The sequence below is a fragment of the Bacillus cereus group sp. MYBK216-1 genome (assembly GCF_051916495.1).
Taxonomy (GTDB): Bacteria; Bacillota; Bacilli; order Bacillales; family Bacillaceae_G; genus Bacillus_A; species Bacillus_A thuringiensis_K.
Genome location: NZ_JBQAGT010000002.1, coordinates 750243 through 763467, shown reverse-complemented (window position 1 = coordinate 763467; position 13225 = coordinate 750243). Strand labels below are relative to the sequence as shown.

The following is a 13225-nucleotide window of genomic DNA, read 5'->3' as shown; positions in this document are numbered from 1 at the left end:
CCATCACTAGATCATTAACATAATTATCTTTAGCGGAAGTTAAAGGTTTTTATTTGTGTCCTCTAGTTTCCTAGCCGGACTATATTCTATTTTCAAGCCAATTTCTATCTCCCCATGAATAAAACTCAACGTTCTGTTTATACTACAACTACATCTAGAGACACATCACTGTTTAGAGCGGCTAGGTTTTGCTAGCTGCTCTTTTTTGTGTTTTACACAAATAAAATCAATAACTCAGCATATAATATCTATGTAGCTAGACTATTACCTCTGTATCGAGCAGTTAGGCTGGGCTAACTGCTCTTTTATTTATGACAAAATAAAACTTTTAAACAGAATTACTTTCGTATAACATTTTCAATCTCGCTTACACTATAACTGTAACTTTAAGTTACACATCTATTACTTATAGGGCCTAATTTTCTTTTGTGTAACAATTGGTTAGCTCATAAAGTTAACCAATTTGTTGCGTTCAATTTTATTTCTCAATACTTAATACCTGGAATTAATTCTAATTTATTGGTATTAAACTATTGACATTGATTTTCCTCATATACAATTTTTGAAAAGGCCTTTTCTCTCACATCAGGCTCTTTTATTTATTAAAAAAAGATTATTTTATATAGATTACTATAAGCATCCATAAAGCCAAAGCACCAATGATAGCGAGTACTATACGTGTTGAAAGTATCCTTACTTCAAAGTCTGTTTTCTTGGAAGGTTCAGGATATGCAATTATATAAATTCCCTTTAATAATGCAAGCCATGCAATAACTGTTAGGAATCCCTTCCAGTTGAATACCCATACATTATGTAGAATTACAGTACCTAATCCTAGGAAAATTGATAGAAAACCATACATAATACCAAACCCTCTGTCTTCAACCACTAATTTTTTCAAATCACGTAGCACCGATGGACGGACGAAAAGTATTCCTGATACGATAACCGTCATCCATCCCCAGAACAGCCCTAAAAAAGTACTAGTTTCCATTATTATTTCACTCCCCTCAATTATATTTATATTTCAGATATTCCTTCCTTTAGAAAAATTCCAGTACTTTTATATGTAGGTTAAAGTCTACTCTTTTTTTATACAAACATTCCGTATTCAATGCCCATACTTAATCACACCATTTCTCTAAAAAAATGAAGTTTTTATTAATTTTTCATGTTTAAATAAATTTCTTTTACATTGTGATACAAAGATTATCAACTTATAGAATTCCTCTTAAACGCTTCACTTATATAGATGTATTTTTAAAAGAAATAAGTTTCATTACTTACCCTTGCATTAACACAACAATTCATTTGTTAACTTTCAGAAAATATCAACTTGTATTACTGTATCTGCTATCGCGCTTAGCGTAGAAACTGTTACTTTTAACGAGATACTATCCCCCGCTTGGAATGTTGTTGAAATATTATTAGTTATATTAGAAGTCTGGGCACCAGTTAATGAAACTACAAGAGGTGTATCCACACCATTTTTTCGAATAGTCCAAGTATCAATATTTGTCCCTCCAGGGCCAACTCGAGCACGTACCGATAGTGATTTTATAACAGATTTTTGACTTAATCGGATAAATACTTCTGTATTTGAAACAGCCGCTGTTCCTGGTCTATAAAAACGAGTCCCTCCAGTTGGTAGACCCGACGGATCTGCCCAAATAATTGTAGTAGGCTGTAAAACTGTAGAAAAGCCCAAATTATTAGCGTTAGAATTTATAAGATTCGCTGAACTTAAAATCAATGTTCCAGCTGATTGTGATATATCCGCTGTAGTGCCTTGAATCGACGCTAAACGCAAACTTAATTGTGCTCCTATTCGATTTACTTCTGCCCCAATATAAGATCCTGCTCCAACTGAACTAGTAGTGGTTAAATTAACATCACGGCAATGAAAATTATGTGAATTTGTATTAACCAATATGGCTCTTTTATTCCCTAAACCGGCTGATTTTACTGTTATCGTTGTTGCTCTTACAGTACTTATACTTTCATCTGGAATTCCTGTTCCAAAAGAATGAATTCCATAAACATTTGAAGTCCCACTTGTTGATGCTGTAGAATTATCCACAGTTATAACTGCTGTTCTTAATCTAGAAGTTTGTGATGTTGTTCCAGGAAAAGCAATCCCTGTTAAATCCACATGGATAGAAGAGGTTCCTAATACCGTAATATCTTCTACTCTTGTATTTTCTCCCATTGTGAGTACAGTAGTATTTGATGTTGCATTCTGTTGACGAATTATTACTGTCCATAGACTAATTCCTCGTAATGAATTTCCATTAGGGATAACTACCTTTTCGTCATAAATTCCAGGAAACACAAAAATTGTAATCCCTGTAGCTCCTGTAGTATTAATCGCTGTAATCGCACCATTAATTGTTTTAAAAGGGTTCCCTCCAATAAATGCTGTTGAATCATTTCCTGATTTCATGACCACCGCTGTATTTGTTCTTGATATTAGCAGCTCTTGTAAACTCATTTACTGTTATTTCCCCTTTCATCCTTTATTTCGTTTTTTGCCTATTAATATCTTATGAGCCGGGAAACAAATTAGATGCAAATAAAATTTTCATATTAGACCTCGCCTAACAGCATAACAGTTAAATAATTATGAGCTTGCTTTCTACTAGTCACTTTCTTTCTATTATCCGTTATTTTATAAAAGAGGATTTTCTTAGGAAGTACGCTCAAATGTTGAGCGCACTCTTGTATTGTTTTAGTACATATTAGCCATTTAGATTTCCCTTATAAATGGCATACTCCTTTAACTCCATTGCTCAACTTCCCCAAAATAACGTTTTCATTTAAATCCATCTTTTTTGACCGTAGCTTTACTAATATTGTTGCGCTAATGAAACACTTGTACAGATATTAAAAAGAATATCTTAGAGCACATATAAACATGTACTCTTTTTTCTTGTTATAAAATAAAGATTTTTGTATAAAACTACACCTATCTAAGAAACATACATACAATATGATGTGAACCTTTTTTCAAAAAAAAGACTTGGTTATAAAGCACCTTCCTCCCAAAGCGCTCTTTTTATTTGTAAATAAACATTTTGCTCAAATATACTCAAGACATATGTATTTACTAGGATAAGCATTATACTAGAGCAAGAATTATTTTATCCATGTTTATAAGGAGGGGTTTTTATTAAGACAACTTTAATTTCCCATTTTTACAATGAAGAGTATCTACTCCCATGGTGGCTAATGCACCACACAAAACTATTTGATCACGGTATTCTTATTAATCGAGGATCTACTGATCGTTCAGTAGAAATATGTAAATTATTTGCGCCTCATTGGGAAATCCGAGATTCAAAAGTATTAGAGTTTGATGCTATATTAGTTGATAAAGAGATAATGGAAATAGAAAAAGAAATTAAGGGGTGGAAAATGGTTTTAAATACTACTGAATTTCTTTGCTGTTTTGATAAGGAAGCCTTTTTCTCATCTCTCGTCACTTTAAGGAAAAACATGTATGCTATTAGGACTATTCTGATGGTAGATGACCCTACTCATGGTTATTCCAATCCGAGATACGGAATTCCCCTTGTCAAACAGCGTTATCATGGGAGAATACTCGATCCTACTCCACCTGCCCCTTACTACGGAGGTAGACTAATCCACAATTATTCGCATGGTAACTATATAGCCGGAAGGCATTGGTCAAATCATTCATTTATCGTTTACATGTACCCTGCTTTCGTTTTAAAATTCTTTTACAGTCCATGGAACACAGCTATGAAAAATCGAAAATTACAAATTGGCCCAACCCTTTCTAAACATAGCATACAGAAGGGCTTAGGTACGCATCACCTAGTTACACTAGCTGAATTAGAAACAAAATATAAATTCTTTGCAAGTACAACTGTTGACCTTCGATTAATCCCAGAATATCAAGTTTTATTCCCAGATTTATGTTTCCCTAACCATTAATACATCTAAAAAGAACATTTTGGAACTCCCTATGCAACCCTTGCTTTTGAGTGAGAACCAACTCTTATTAAAATAGCGTTTTTGTTAAAATTTCACTTCAATCTTATTCATTTATGGTATAATCTGTATTATTTATTTTTTCCAAGAAAGGCTAAAGTAATGAGGAAATACTTTGGAATCACTTCATTTTTATTAACTTTAATCGTATTTTTTGGTTTATTATCAATGCTTGCAAACATTTATATACTCTTTTTAATACCTGTCTCAATTGTTTTAGCTGTTTTTGCTCCAAAAGGCTCATCACAAAAAAGTCGCTATAGCTAGTTTAATAATTTCCTGTATTATTTACGCTCTCATATTCGGCTTACTTTTTATAATTAGTTGGGGATTAGCAGAATCAAAACTAAACTAATCCCTTTCTACCAATTAAAGATTTCATTAAACCCTTTCATCTTTTAACTGGACAAGCATATGTTATTGGATGGGGGAATCCACTCATAAAAAATCTACCTTTCTTGTCAAAGAGCATGTATATACGTGCTCTTTTTGAATGCATTTAAAGACTTCACATTCATTAGAAATGTACATACAATAATCATGATCATCTTATTATTAATCATTTAAACATCTTGGTCATGGAGCGCCTTTCTCCCAAGGCGCTCTTTAATTTTTAAATAAGGATTTTGTTAACGAACTAAATAAAATTTAATACTTTCCCTAATACTAATCAAAATACAATCTGCTTCTTACCCAGGTTGTATCAAATCAAACAGTTATTTGCAATAACTGTTCGATTTTAATTTTTGTTACATAAACTTGATGTTTTTGTCCACACTATATGTACTGCTTAAATTAATGGTTATAATGTTCTCAATGCAGTTAGCCTTTGCTAGCTGCTCTTTTCTATTGAGTTGAAAATAAATTTTAGGTCTTATTTCTACGACATATAATTTTAACCTAAACATCCAGCTCAAAGTGTTACCGCCTATCTTATAGAGCACTTCAATGCATGGTGCTCTTTTTTATTTTTTTCTTTCACTTCTGAATAACATTTTTAACTCTGTTCATACTATTTTTGTAACTTAATGTTACAAACTATTTCTGTAAGCGCAACGTTTCTTTTGTACAACAAGCAGTTAGTTTTATTAACTGGCTGCTTCGTTGCACAAAAGAAAAATCTGCACATGTATTAAGAACATACATAAAATATCATGTGAGATTCTTTTTCAATATTAGGCTTGTTCATGGAGCACCTTAAAAAGCGCTCTTTATATTTGTTAATAAATAACCATTTTGCTCAAACATACATACGGTATATATTAGTTAAGCATATATTTACATAGACAAGACATAACTTTTTTTAAACATGCACAATTTTTGTGCATGTTTTTTTATTTAACAAAATAACTATTTTATTATGTTTCCGAACTTAAGGTAATGTCCTTAAAAAAATTTCATATATATTTATCAGATACACTTTGAAATCCCAGAATATCAAATACTTTTAAGAGTTGACTGACCACCAATATTTGACTTATCTTTAAAGACTTATTAAAAATAACTTAGATACAAAAAAGCTACGTTTTATATAGGATAAAAAATTATCTTACGCAAAGGAGCTTGATTATTTGTGAATTACCAAAATGATAATAACTCAAACATTCACAAATCTTGCACTTGTCCATCCCCCACGGCTAACAGTTTAAATGTTGTTCAGACTACCCCATCAATAGTCTCTGTAAATTCTGCGATTCCATTAGATACCGTGGTAAATTCTAATGGTACGGCAATCTCATTCACACCACCAACAACTGTTTTACTTGAAGGTGGAAGAACCTATTTGGCAATCTATGAAGTGCAAGTTATCATTCAACCAGGAGGTAATTCGGCAGGTATCACTATGTATCTTAATAATAACCCAATTATTGGCTCTGGTACTTCTCTGGGATATACTGCAGGATTCACTTCTGTATCAGCACCCGCTATTTTCACTACACCTTTAGGTATAACAAGTACTCTTACTGTTAATGTAGGACCATATTCTAATACATTAAATACGTTGGGCTTAACTCTTGCTGTTGTAGCATTAACATAACAAATTCTAAAACTCTCTAAAATAAATTTCTTTGTTCTTTAACTGCGGTTTTGAGTTAGCCTCTAAGAACTCGCTATAACTACATATAAAAAAGAATATTATCTGGATCGATAGTACTGGGTGACTCGGCTGACACAATTACTGAGTCACTTATTTTTCTATAGTAAAATAACTATATCATTTGAAATTTGCGCATATCCTAGAAACATATATAAAATAAATTACTGCTACATTTTCACTTGATCTGAGTCTTAGTCAAAGAGCGCTTTCCCGGACGCTTTTTTTCTGTTCAAATAAGAATTTTATTTAAATTTTATAAACCTCTCTTTATCCAGATAGGTTTAAAATTATCTATTTAGCATATATAATACTTTTAAACAATTTAAATTCTATACATAAGTAATGGAGGTTTTAAAATGGGGAGTGTCCCAAATTTAACACCACAACAATCAATCTCAAAAAAACAAATTAATCCTAATAAGAATCAACAAACCTCCGCTTGGTTACTTTTGGATTAGTTTATATCTTACTGTTAAAAACTCATGCTTCAAGATGGTTAGCTAGTGTTTTAGCAACCACATGTTGTACTTTTGCAGCTATTTATCAAACGTTTTCAATTTTTTCCATGAACACAGCAAAAAAGAGGCCTTATGGCTCTTTTTTTATTCCTTAATAACAATCTAAATATGGTAAAATATATCCATCTCTCATATGTCCAACTATGTAATTTTCATAGCAGTAAAATTAAAACAAGACTTATACACCATGGCTCAAAATAAAATGAAGGAGTGTTTTAAGCGGAAGGACATATTCGAAAAAGAGGAAATAAGTACCGTATCTTTATTAATATTGGTCGTGATCCAGAGATAGGAAAAAGAAGCCGAAAAAGATTAAGGAGTTAAATGAAGGGGCTTTTGTGGAGCCGACTAAGCTTAGTTTAAAAGACTATATGGTTCAGTGGTTAGAAATTAAAAGGGTGAGTATAGAAAAGTTTCTTATAATAGCAATATAACCCACTATGTTATACCTAGTATAGGAATAATTGCACTTCATAAATTAAATGTTATGCACATTCAAAAATGCTATAAATTAACACTAGATAATGGTATTTCAAATAATTGCATCGAATACTAAAAACAGCTTTAAATCTAGCAGTTAAACAAAATATTATTTCTAGAAATCCTGCTAATTTTGTTGAGTTACCAAAAAAGAAAAAAGCTCCATCCAGACTTGGACGGAGGAAGAACCAGTAAAAAATTTTTGGTAAAAGTAGCTTTGGCTAGCTAATGTTTGCATTTTATAACCAAAATCCAAATAAATCTTCTATTAACAAGGTTTATTCACCTTAACACATGTTATCATGTATAATACATATGAAAAGGAAATTCAGAATAACGAGGCAAATATTATGGACTTTGTTTATATTAATCAAAACGTGTTAAATAATCTTCTATACATTTTATGTAGTATATTTGTTTTTTATTTCATATATGATAGCCGGCACTATTTAAAGAAATATAAAATACTACTGATCACCCTTTGTTCTAGTATCCCGCTTATTTTATGTATGCGATACCCTATCTATATGGATGAAAGTTGTATTCATGATTTAAGACAAATTCCGGTCATAATAGGTACGCTTTATGGTGGATTCCCTGTCGGTATCATATTGTTTGCAATTTTATTAATTACGAGATTTTTATTTTATGGCTTTAACATGTTGACAGTTGTTGTTTACGGAATAATGTTCACCGTTACAGCACTCGCATCTTCAAAATTTAATACATATAATAGAAAACTTAAAGTAGCTTTTTCCATGCTTTTAACCTTTTTCCTAGCAATATTTACAACTTTAATTGTATTAACCTTATCAGATTTTGAAGTGAATAATTTGTATATTATTTATTTCATGGTATTACCGACTACTTTAATGTTATTTATTGTTTATATAAATGAAGTTATTAAAGATGCTGTATTAATGCGCTCAAAATTAATTAAAATGGAAAAAATGGAGATTGTTAGCCAACTCGCTGCAAGTATATCGCACGAAGTAAGGAATCCCTTAACGGTTGTAAAAGGATTTACACAGCTTTTAAAAACACCAAATTTAACTCCCGAATCAAGAGACGAATATATTAAACATATACTTGAAGAGTTAAATCGTGCCCAAGAAATTATCGATGATTACTTAACGTTTGCCAAACCTGCTCCAGAAAAATTAGATCAAATTTCAGTAAAACAAGAGTTAAATCGAGTTATTAATATGATATTGCCATTGTGTAATATGAATACGATACATATTACACAGGATTTTTCTGAGGCAACCATTGTTGGTAATAAACAGCACTTTCAACAATGTTTTTTAAACTTAATAAAAAATAGTATTGAAGCAATGCCTAATGGTGGTACCTTAAATATTTCCTCATCCATCAATAATAGTAAAGTTGAAATACGAATTGAAGATAGCGGAGTTGGAATGTCACAGGAGCAAATACATCGATTCGGTGAACCGTATTTTAGTACAAAAACAAAAGGAACTGGTTTAGGTACAATGGTTGCTGTTAAGATTATTGAGACGATGCATGGAAGTTTAAAAATCAGAAGTATCGTTAGTAAAGGAACGACTTTAACGATTACGTTCCCGAAATATAGTAAGAATACACATTAAAACAAATAAAAAAGGAGCATAGTCGCTCCTTTTTTATTTGTTTCGATACATAAGTATCTTCAATGTTTTTTTAGTTTACATTTGTGAAGACTAATTAAAAATTAGTATCCTCCGCCCCAGCAGCTGCATCCTACAATTATTAATAGAATGAATAACACAACTAATAAAGCGAAACCTCCACCAAAACCACAAGAACCACCGTAACTCATATTTTCTCCTCCTTTTGGTTTGAAAACTAATAGGTAGTTGATCATTTTAACTGGTTCGTATTATACATTATGTGTATATCCCTTTTTTGAGCATGTCTACATAAAAATAAGTAAAAACACTCGTTTAAAGAGTGCTTTAAAATGGATACCAAAAGTTTTGAAATACGTTTAATTTTAAATATACCGCAACAATAAATATGAAAATACCGGCAAATAAAGCGATGAAATCTTCACGTTTCGCCTTACTTGTATAAAACCATGTACGTTTATCCTTCTTTCCAAATCCTCTTAAATCCATTGCATTTGAAACCGTATCTATTCTTTCTAGAGAATGAATGATTAGTGGCCAGAAAATTAAAACACGGTTCTTCATACGAACCCATAAACTTGCTTCTCCTTTTTCAAAAGCCACTCCTCTCGCTTCTTGCGCGTGTTTAATAATTTTATACTCAGACTGGATGTCAGGAATATAACGTAGTGCAATATTTATTGCATAAGTAATCTTATAATGAATACCCAGTTTACTTAAGTTACTTACAAATTCACTTGGATCTGTCGTGTAAATAAAAAGAAGTGTAAATGGTAATAACGTAAAATACTTTAATGAAAGTGTAGCTGCATAAAATAATGTTTCATATGTAATCGTTGCATATCCAACATGTAAAAACACGGTATATGATTCAGTTAATTCAGATCCATGAGTTGGTGTAATCAATAAAATCATGACAGAGTTTAATAAACTAAATGTAAATATGACACTAAAAACAATTAAAATTTTACGAAATGGAATTTTAGCAATGCTGAGCCCGATACACCCAATAATAAATAATATTAGCAACACCCGAAAATCAAAAAACAAAAAAGTAAGCGTCATACAAAAAATAAATAAAAACAATTTCACTACCCCATCCATACGATGAAAATATGTACTATGCACCTTCCTCCCTCCTATTACTGTCTAAATAAAGCTCCATAAATTTTTCTGGACATGCAATCCCACTAAATTTAACAAGCTTGGTTAAAGAACTCTCTCTTAAGTTGGCTCTTTGTAACGTTTCTTGATCGCCTAATACATCAAACACTGTATTATCCGCAATAATTTTCCCTTCATGTAGAACTACTGCACGGTCTGCATATTCTAGTACGAGATTCATATCATGAGTGATAAAAACAAATGAAATACCCTTTTTAGCTAGGTTTTTAATAAAAGACATAAATTGTTTATAGTGATAATAATCTTGTCCCGCTGTCGGTTCATCTAATATGATAAGTTTAGGATTTGTTGTTAATACAGATGCGATTGTTAATCTCTTTTTTTGCCCATAGCTTAGTGCTTGAATTGGCCAATTACGAAATGGATATAAACCACAAATTTTTAAAGTTCCTTCTACTCTATTCTTAATTTCTTCCTTAGAAAAATTATGTAATGTTAATGTAAATGAAACTTCTTCAAAAACAGTAGGCTGTGTAATCATATGATTTGGATTTTGCATCACGTAAGATATGATTTCCCCACGTTTACGAATAGACCAAGAACTAATATCTTCACCTTTTAACAAGATTTTCCCATTTTTCATTTTGTTTATGCCTATAAGACTATGAGCTAATGTTGATTTCCCTGCTCCATTATGTCCTAACAGTGCCACAATTTCTCCTTCATATATTGAAAGGTTTACATTTTCTAATACTTTTTGTTTATTAGAGTATGAAAATGATAAATTCTCCACTTTAAGTAATTCCTTGTTTTTAGTATTCCCTTTTAATATGACTTGTTTCTCCATCCACTCTTTTATAACGTTGCTTACCTTTTCTTTTTGAAGGTTTTCCATTGGATATATTACGTCATTATTACTATCAAAATGTAATCTCTTTAATGCTTCGATGTAAATAGGCTCTCTTAAGCCGATACGTGGTAATATATTTGACGCTAAGATTTCTTTTGGTGTTCCTATCGCAATGACTTTACCTTCATCAATTAATATAACTTTGTCTAAATCCAGTTTTAAAATTTCTTCTATCCTATGTTCGATAATAACAATCGTTTTATTATATTGTTCATGTATATCTTTCATAAGTTCTATCGTATGTATGGCGCTTAGTGGATCTAAGTTTGCTAACGGTTCATCGAACAATAATATATCCGCATTTGTTGTTAATAAACCAGCAAGGGAAACTGTTTGCTTTTGACCTCCTGATAATTCATGTGGACTTTGTTTATGAAACGTATGCATCTTCACCTTTCTTAATGAGTCCGAAACAATCTTTTTCATATCATCTTGCTTTACACATTCATTTTCTAAATAAAAAGCTACATCTTCTTCTACTGTCAGACCAATAAATTGAGCATCTTGATCTTGCAAAATTGTTCCTACCTGTTTACTTTGTTCAAAAATACTTCCTTCCCTCGGGTCTTTACCGGCAATTAAAACGTTACCTGTACTAGTCCCTTCGTAAGAAAATGGGATTAGCCCATTTATACAATGAGCTAATGTCGACTTGCCTGAACCACTTCGTCCAGCAATTAGCACTTTTTCCCCAGGGTATATATGAAAGGTAATATCACTTAAAGTAGGCTGCGCAGCATGCCAATATTGAAAGGTGAATTGTTCAAACGAAATAATTGGTTGCATGTTAACATCCCTACTTTTCAATTTTTAAATGTGTATGTTTCTTATTGGATTTCGCCAAACCAATTGTAAGTGGCAATCCAAGTACTAAGAAAACGATGACATCGGAAATTGTTGCGCCTAATACTTGTATAACAATTTTGTCAAATGGTTCTCCCATCACAATAATATCGAATGCCCCAGCAAATATAATAGCAATGACAATACCAACTAGCCCAGTAATTGCTAAATAAGAAATATCCCCCTTGTTAAACGACCCGTTTTTCACACTAAAACCAACTCTTCTTTGAATAAGCCCCATTGAAAAACCAATAATTCCTGAACTAATAACCCAGCCCCACCAAATCCCCCATCCAGCAATCGTATCTGTTACGGTATGACCGATAAGTCCGATTAACAGTCCTGCCACTGGACCAAATAATGCTCCAAAAACAGTTAATATAGCTAATGCTGGTTTAATAAATGTATTCGGTGCAATAGAAAATCCCCAAAGCCCTAATATCCCGTATAATGCTGCTCCAATACCGATTGCTACTACTAACTTTGTTGATAATTTGTTCATGACAATTCCCCTCTCATATTAGTCAACTTTTATTACTCTATATTTAATTTAAAAATGAATTATGCATCGACACTCCCTTTCTATACAACAAAAAAATGACCTCTTACATAAGAGGTCATTTTCTTTCATGTTCAAGAATCCTCTTATCTTTCAAAAAACACATCGTGTTCTCTGCGGAATTAGCACCTTCCTATAAAATTGCATAGGGGTTGCTGAGGTTTCTTAGGGCCGTTCCCTCCACCTCTCTGGATAAGTATTAATTTGTAATTCGTATTATGGCACTAAAGAATGTAAAATTCAACAATTTTCTTACTATTTTTATTTTTTGTTAAATAGATCATTTAAATCATTGTATTCTTATCGGAATTATGAAATAATAAATTCAAAATCGTTTCGGGAGGAATGCATTATGAAAGTTATTGGTTTGATTGGAGGATTAAGTTGGGAATCTACATCATTATACTATAAACATATTAATACACTTACACTCTCTCAATACGATCAAAATGCAAAGTTAGTTTTATATAGTATGGACTTTGGTGAAGTAACTACTTTATTACAAAACCATCAATATGAAGAAGTGAAAAATGAACTAGTTACAGTTGCAAAGAAAGTTGAAAAATCTGGGGCTGAATGTTTATTAATGTGTTCAAATACCGTACATCTATTTGCCGAGGAAGTAGAACAAGCAATATCTATCCCGCTTCTTCACATTGGTGATGTAAGTGCTAAAGAAATGGTAGAACAGAATATAAAACGTATCGGACTATTAGGAACAAAACAAACGATGGAGCAAGATTTCTATAAATCACGATTAGCGAAATATAACATTGAGACAATTATCCCAAATGACGAGGAAAGAACTTTTATCCACCATGTCATATTAGATGAATTAAGTAGAGGGATCATTTCAGAAACATCTAAAGAAAAGCTATTACAAATTACAAAATCATTAATTCAAAACGGCGCTGAAGGTATATTATTAGGCTGTACTGAAATACCTTTACTCATCTCCCAAAATGATCTCACTGTTCCCATTTTTGATACTGCTTTTTTACATGCAAATACTGCTGTACAATTTGCTGGATAAGAATATACAAGCATAAA

Annotated in this window: 11 protein-coding genes, 2 pseudogenes and 1 riboswitch; of the genes and pseudogenes, 7 read left to right on the top strand and 6 right to left on the bottom strand. The window is 31.9% G+C overall.

The genetic code is table 11. The features are described from left to right. Positions 1–613: 613 nt before the first annotated feature. Positions 614–994, bottom strand: a complete 381-nt coding sequence (locus ACTFRH_RS09370) for a hypothetical protein (RefSeq protein ID WP_000450246.1) — start codon at positions 992–994, stop codon at positions 614–616. A 327-nt stretch (positions 995–1321) separates the two neighbouring features. Next, the gene (locus ACTFRH_RS09365; protein ID WP_000058013.1) at positions 1322–2491 is read right to left on the bottom strand and encodes a hypothetical protein; all 1170 of its coding nucleotides are present in this window, start codon (positions 2489–2491) and stop codon (positions 1322–1324) included. Positions 2492–3228: 737 nt separating this feature from the next. On the opposite strand from ACTFRH_RS09365, the gene ACTFRH_RS09360 reads away from it, so the two are divergent. The 6 genes and pseudogenes from ACTFRH_RS09360 to ACTFRH_RS09335 all read left to right on the top strand — a co-directional run bounded on the left by ACTFRH_RS09360 (position 3229) and on the right by ACTFRH_RS09335 (position 8720). Continuing rightward, positions 3229–3957: a hypothetical protein gene (locus tag ACTFRH_RS09360; RefSeq protein ID WP_000546535.1), complete on the top strand. Its 729-nt coding sequence runs from the start codon at positions 3229–3231 to the stop codon at positions 3955–3957. 159 nt (positions 3958–4116) lie between these two features. After that, positions 4117–4281, top strand: a complete 165-nt coding sequence (locus tag ACTFRH_RS09355; protein ID WP_157464236.1) for a hypothetical protein — start codon at positions 4117–4119, stop codon at positions 4279–4281. 1306 nt (positions 4282–5587) lie between these two features. Further along, positions 5588–6052: a hypothetical protein gene (locus ACTFRH_RS09350; protein WP_001109250.1), complete on the top strand. Its 465-nt coding sequence runs from the start codon at positions 5588–5590 to the stop codon at positions 6050–6052. A 416-nt stretch (positions 6053–6468) separates the two neighbouring features. Further along, positions 6469–6549, top strand: a pseudogene (locus tag ACTFRH_RS09345) (septum formation initiator family protein); the annotation flags it as partial. A gap of 312 nt (positions 6550–6861) precedes the next feature. Beyond that, positions 6862–7313 (top strand): annotated as a pseudogene (locus tag ACTFRH_RS09340) (site-specific integrase); the annotation flags it as partial. A gap of 147 nt (positions 7314–7460) precedes the next feature. Continuing rightward, entirely contained in the window at positions 7461–8720 is a 1260-nt protein-coding gene (locus tag ACTFRH_RS09335) for a sensor histidine kinase (RefSeq protein WP_033703010.1), read from the top strand. A gap of 101 nt (positions 8721–8821) precedes the next feature. Here ACTFRH_RS09335 and ACTFRH_RS09330 read toward each other — a convergent pair whose 3' ends face one another. The 4 genes from ACTFRH_RS09330 to ACTFRH_RS09315 all read right to left on the bottom strand — a co-directional run bounded on the left by ACTFRH_RS09330 (position 8822) and on the right by ACTFRH_RS09315 (position 12118). Beyond that, positions 8822–8929, bottom strand: coding sequence for a YjcZ family sporulation protein (locus ACTFRH_RS09330; RefSeq protein WP_000120182.1), 108 nt, complete (start codon positions 8927–8929; stop codon positions 8822–8824). A 136-nt stretch (positions 8930–9065) separates the two neighbouring features. After that, positions 9066–9866, bottom strand: a complete 801-nt coding sequence (locus ACTFRH_RS09325) for an energy-coupling factor transporter transmembrane component T family protein (protein WP_000556378.1) — start codon at positions 9864–9866, stop codon at positions 9066–9068. Next, positions 9859–11559, bottom strand: coding sequence for an ABC transporter ATP-binding protein (locus ACTFRH_RS09320; protein ID WP_001182529.1), 1701 nt, complete (start codon positions 11557–11559; stop codon positions 9859–9861). Before ACTFRH_RS09320 ends, ACTFRH_RS09325 begins: the two co-directional genes overlap by 8 nt. Positions 11560–11569: 10 nt before the next feature. Further along, on the bottom strand, positions 11570–12118 hold the full coding sequence (locus ACTFRH_RS09315) for an ECF-type riboflavin transporter substrate-binding protein (protein WP_001038213.1): 549 nt from the start codon (positions 12116–12118) through the stop codon (positions 11570–11572). Between the two features lie 140 nt (positions 12119–12258). Continuing rightward, a riboswitch (SAM riboswitch) is annotated at positions 12259–12374 on the bottom strand. 153 nt (positions 12375–12527) lie between these two features. Here ACTFRH_RS09315 and ACTFRH_RS09310 point away from each other — a divergent pair. Beyond that, positions 12528–13208 (top strand): aspartate/glutamate racemase family protein, encoded by a 681-nt coding sequence (locus tag ACTFRH_RS09310; protein ID WP_000864393.1) that lies wholly within the window; start codon positions 12528–12530, stop codon positions 13206–13208. Positions 13209–13225: the final 17 nt, after the last annotated feature.